We start from the raw sequence: 5,074 nt of genomic DNA, 5'->3' as shown, positions 1-5,074 counted from the left end.
CAACAATTTTTGATTTGTTTTGATTTGCAGTTTTTTTGCTCATAACATTCCTCAAAAACTATAACGTTTCTAAGAGTCATTTCGTTACGCTTAATTCAAGCAGACATGCTCTCTAAGAACAGAACCAAACTGTGTGATATTTCATTTCAGCTGCAGCGACAGCGATGCCTGAGAGCAGAGGTACTTCAATGTGTTTGTGGATCAATCGATATAACTCCCGTATAAATTCCTTCTAGAATACCTGCTGATTCCGGTCCGTTCTAGAACCAAGTCATACCCGATTTGATGCCCCCTATTTTCATTTATGGATTCTTCAGTGGAATCAATCTTAGTTACCAGTACACATTGGAAAATTTTCCAGCATTTCCCGAAGGATACGTCGTGCCTTCCGAAGCAAGCTGTTCTTTGGTCATCCAGACGGTTTCACCTGGTCCAGGATCCGTAATCAGAAACTCCTGATTGTTCCCTGATCCGCGAACATCGGTAACATACAGAATATGCGCGCCGCCACCATCCCACTTCACACGGATAGCCATATCTTCGCCAGCTTTCAGTCTTTCTGCCATCGTATCAATTGTGTTTTTCCTATCGGTATCGGTAGCGAAACCTTCCTGACCTTGCGGAAATCGCTGGTATGCTTCGCCCGTAGTTTTGGATACGAACTGATTCAGCACTCCAGGAACATTGGTCATATTGGAACCTCCGGATGAACCGCGTTCAACTGCTGTTCCACCGAATGCTTCTAGCAATGATGATTGTTCTTTCGCAATGTCACCGGTCGTATCGGTGTTGTGGATGAATTCCTGATGAAGTTTGCGTGCGTAAATGGGATCGGCTTCTGCTTTGATTCCTTGTGCTGAAGTGGCGCCACAGGAGTGACTCCAACGTTGTTGAAGCGCTTTGTCACCGGAGTAGGGATCGATCGAAGTAGATTGCTGCGAAAGAGTCAATCGTTTTTCACCGCGAATCTCAGACGCAAACTCTAAAATTTCTTTGGTGCTGGATGTGAGCCGTCCAGTTTGCAATCTCAACTGATCGCCAAGCCCAGGATCTGTGTATGCTTCTTCGCGCGCTCCGGCTGCTTTCAAAATCAACGCACGTTCCATCTGAGCACTTCCAAGGCCACGCTCTCCCTTACCATGATTCGCGTCATCCAGAGCGCTGTTCACAGCATCATAATCCTTTTGCGGCATTTCTATTAATGCTTTTGCAGCACGCGTCGCACCTTCCTGACCCAAGACTCCTTCCTTAGCGAATGAGTGACGATTGCTCCGAGGTTCAGCCACGCCTCGCGTTAATATCCGGATGTGTTTATCTTGCAACCGATCTTGATTTCCGACTTGCAACTCTTTCAGTTCGTTGTAAGTTCGTAATGCGCGATCGGCATTCGGCGAACGAAAAACCTCCCGCCGCAAAAACTTCACTTCAGCATCCATAGACTTTTCATCCATTCCACGCAAGTTGCTGCCGAGTTTGTCAATTTCTGATTGTTCGAGGCCTGATGTTTTCGCTTCCTTTTGCACGAATTGAATTTTTGCGTTCTTCTCTTTGACCTTTTCGAATGCATTCATCGCATTCTTTCCAAACTGTACGGCGCCGTTCAAAACCGAATCAATACCCATTTCCAATTTCTTGCTGTTCGCAATTTGAAGGAAAGATTTTGAATGCCGCTGTAATTGCTCAGTTTGTGGTGGAGCGCCGCCATCTTCTGTTTTTGATGGCTTCGATTGTGTGGTGGATGTTGCTTCTGTCTGCTGTGTTGCCGGGGCAGACGAAGTGGACCCGCTTTTCGTTATGGTTCCTGGCACGTAGCACCTCCGTTACCTGGGTGGAGCTGGCATCGTGCTCCTGATTTTTTGCCAACATGTGATTGTCGGCGCTACGACTTATTTGTTGCTAATGACTTACGCAAAGAGAATCAATGGTTTATCTTATAGATTCTTCCGAATAACAATTCGCATCCTTATATATAGGTGAAATTCCCCCGACCAGCCAAAAATGCGAAGTGGTTTCTTCTTTACCATCAGTACGATGGCCCTACATCAAAGAAACTTCTGTCCCATCGTATGAGACGAAAGTTGCCGGTCAGGCATTTCCGGAAGACACCTCTCTGGTCGACACCCTCTTAGTTCTTATCTGGCATATCGGTTGCAAAATGAGGCCTGTGGAAGTTCGAAAGACCTTTGCGGAAATCAAAAAGGTATCGAACGGTTTGGCGTCTTTTCTAAGATTGCAATAAGAAAAGGTGCACCGAAGGAGGCAAAATGTTTACACAAGATTCAAAATTCAAAACGAATCAATGCAGGCCGACACATTTTGGGCTGCAGTTTTTTGGGCGGGGAAGTGATCGCATGAAAAGTATTTTTTGGGCCTTGATATTCACCGTTGCCTTTCTGCTCTTGGTGGACGGGCTCATCGTGGTGCCATCGGTTCAGGCGGGACAGACTTTGGTGACAGATCATGCTAAGGTCGAAGCATCAGCATTCGATGGATCCGGGACGGTTACGCCACCGGTCATCATCGAAGCCTCGGATGTTTCGGCTTTCTCTAATACGGTAACCGCATTCGACGATCTCACTAATGGACGTACCGCGGGCGCCGAAGCCACGCAGAACACCACCATCGACTTTACAAGTTTACTTTTTGGCATAATCGAGACCTCGGGCGCCGCCGTGGCGAATTGGGCAGACGCCGACCCCGGAGACGAAAAGGACCCGATCGGCGAAGCGACATCCGAGTTCACGGTAACCTTCGATGTCGACGAGAGCACGCCATTCGCGCTTTCCGGATCAATCGACACCGCAGCCGACAACACGAACGCGTCCTGTACGACCGTTACTGTTACGTCGCCTAGCGGGGCCACGTTCAGCGTTGCCGAACCCGCCGGTTGCGGATCTCCAGGACAGAGCATCGACGAGTCGGGAACGCTCGAGCCGGGGAGGTACACCTTCTCCATCGTCGCCCACGCTGTGGCCGAGAACCCGAACGCGACGGGGGGCAATGCCCTAGCCTCGTTCGAACTCAACTTGGCTCTCGGATGCACGATCATTGGCACGGCCGGCGATGACAATTTGGTTGGGACAAATGGCGACGACGTGATCTGTGGGCTTGGCGGAGACAACCATATGGATGGCCTCGAAGGGGCAGACTTTATCATCGGTGGCTCCGGGACGGACGTAATCCGCGGAGGCGGCTTTGTAGATTTTATTACAGGCGGAGGCGGAGCAGACCTGTTGTTCGGTGACGACGGGGATGATGTTATTGACGGTGGCGGAGGCGAAGACTTTATCATTGGTGGCCCCGGGAATGATCGTATCTTTGGTGGTCCGGATAACGACGACGATTTTATCATTGGCGACGACTTTGACAGTTGCAAAAAGCTCACGAGCGCTCCGGGATCAAACGACGACGAGATCTTCGGCGGAGGGGGGAATGACAAACTGCTGGGCTGCCAGGGCCTCGACAAGATCCACGGCGAGGCTGGCGACGACGAGATCACCGGCAACAAGGAAAATGATGTCCTCCTGGGCGGGCCCGGGTCTGACAAGTTGCGCGGCAAGAAGGGTAACGACACACTTGTCGGCGACGACCAGGGAGCCCCCGGTCCTCGCAAAGACGTTCTTGTGGGCGGGGGCGGCGATGACATCCTGCTCGCGCGGGACGGCGTCAGAGACGTAGTGAAGGGCGGAGCAGGGAACGATCAAGCCGAAACCGACAGCAACGACACCGTTCTTGGTGTGGAGGTGTTTTTGCCCTAGGAGAAAGCACGGCTGGCGTTTTGAGTGTTTACAAAAGCATAGGCCAAAGCGATTACCGGGAAGTTCGGATTCATTGCAGTTAAGTGATTGGAAATTGAAGTTGAGTTTGTACATGCTGGGTCAAAATTTGCTGATCAGATTTTTGGCCCAGCGCCCGGCTAGAGAGAGAGGAGCGTTTTTCGATTTTTCATCTTGTTGTTCAATGGATCATCATGCCTTAACGCTAAACTGGCTATTAAACATCTTTCTGGTTTTTGCTTCGATATATATAGTACTATATTACTAGTACTATTGTGATTAGGGGACTGGGATTCCGCAAACTTGGGGGCTTTCTGGCAGTCGTGAAGATTAAGCTATTCGCCTGCGGTACCTAATGATCGAGTTCTGAACGAGTTTGGCAGTTGTTCGCGGAATGCCTATTGCTTTGATGTTACTTCGAGTAAGGCAAGTTGCTTCATCGCGCGATCCAAATGGAGGACCAATCCTGCGACATTCGGCCAATCCTTTAATAAAGGTAATGCCGCATGGAAGAGGTCTTTCAGCATTTTAGAATTCATCACAGCAGGGGAGTTCATTATTTTGCCTAGCTGCTGAAATGAATTTCCATCCAACAGGCCATGACTGTTTTCTTCATGGAGTCCGGAATCAGCAAGCGCTTTGAATTCATCAATTAACGATTTGAGCGATTCAACAGTTGTGCCCTCTTTCATCAAATCATAAGCCAGAGCCAACGAATAGAGTCCGCTGATTCCATCGCGAAGTCCACCTTCTTCATCAACAAATCCATCTTTTAAATAAATCTGAGGTCGTAACAATTCTAGATCAATTGCTTGCGCGTTCATTCATTTCTCCTATTGCATGTACATGTTTAAATCACCGGTAGCATCGCCGGTTGGACTGAACTTCGCATTTCCGGTTTCGATTTCATGCCGTTTAACCCAGGAAGATTCTCCAGTTTTCGGGTTCGTAACCAGAAACTCCTGGCTGGGGCCTCTTCCGCGAACATCACTCATCAAGAAAATGTGACCTCCTGGTTGATTATTCCATTTCACACCAACTGGCACATCAACTCCGCTTTTTAGCCGTTCTTCGATTTTGTTGAGCGCCACTTTTCTTTTCATATCTGGTGCACCAATTCCACTATCAACTTCTGTCGCTTTGTAAGTGTGATTTGTAGCCGGACCTGCATGTTCATTCAGCATTTTTTCCATCGGTGCTGTATCAAGACCTAAACTTCCACTTCCTTTGCTCTCCTGGGTCACAGGTACTGCTTTTCCGCCATGATCTTCAAGCAGCTGTTTTTGTTCTTTCGCAAT

Annotated in this window: 4 protein-coding genes; 1 reads left to right on the top strand and 3 read right to left on the bottom strand. The window is 48.9% G+C overall.

Annotation, left to right across the window (positions count from 1 at the left end):
- Positions 1 to 332: 332 nt before the first annotated feature.
- Positions 333 to 1,808 carry a hypothetical protein gene (locus L0156_29420; protein ID MCI0607126.1) on the bottom strand — a complete coding sequence of 492 codons (1,476 nt, stop codon included), beginning with the start codon at positions 1,806 to 1,808 and terminating at the stop codon, positions 333 to 335.
- Positions 1,809 to 2,351: 543 nt separating this feature from the next.
- Here L0156_29420 and L0156_29415 point away from each other — a divergent pair.
- Positions 2,352 to 3,758 (top strand): hypothetical protein, encoded by a 1,407-nt coding sequence (locus tag L0156_29415; protein ID MCI0607125.1) that lies wholly within the window; start codon positions 2,352 to 2,354, stop codon positions 3,756 to 3,758.
- Positions 3,759 to 4,174: 416 nt separating this feature from the next.
- Here L0156_29415 and L0156_29410 read toward each other — a convergent pair whose 3' ends face one another.
- Entirely contained in the window at positions 4,175 to 4,600 is a 426-nt protein-coding gene (locus tag L0156_29410; protein ID MCI0607124.1) for a hypothetical protein, read from the bottom strand.
- A gap of 9 nt (positions 4,601 to 4,609) precedes the next feature.
- Positions 4,610 to 5,074 (bottom strand): hypothetical protein (locus tag L0156_29405; GenBank protein MCI0607123.1); only part of this gene is annotated, 465 nt, incomplete at its 5' end.

The sequence above is a fragment of the bacterium genome, assembly GCA_022616075.1.
GTDB lineage: Bacteria > Acidobacteriota > HRBIN11 > JAKEFK01 > JAKEFK01 > JAKEFK01.
This window is presented reverse-complemented; position numbering and strand designations above follow the sequence as displayed.

Excerpts from the sequence above, each read along its gene's own strand:
- L0156_29415 (MCI0607125.1), top strand. The coding sequence starts at position 2,352 with ATGAAAAGTATTTTTTGGGCCTTGATATTCACCGTTGCCTTTCTGCTC.
- L0156_29410 (MCI0607124.1), bottom strand. The coding sequence starts at position 4,600 with ATGAACGCGCAAGCAATTGATCTAGAATTGTTACGACCTCAGATTTAT.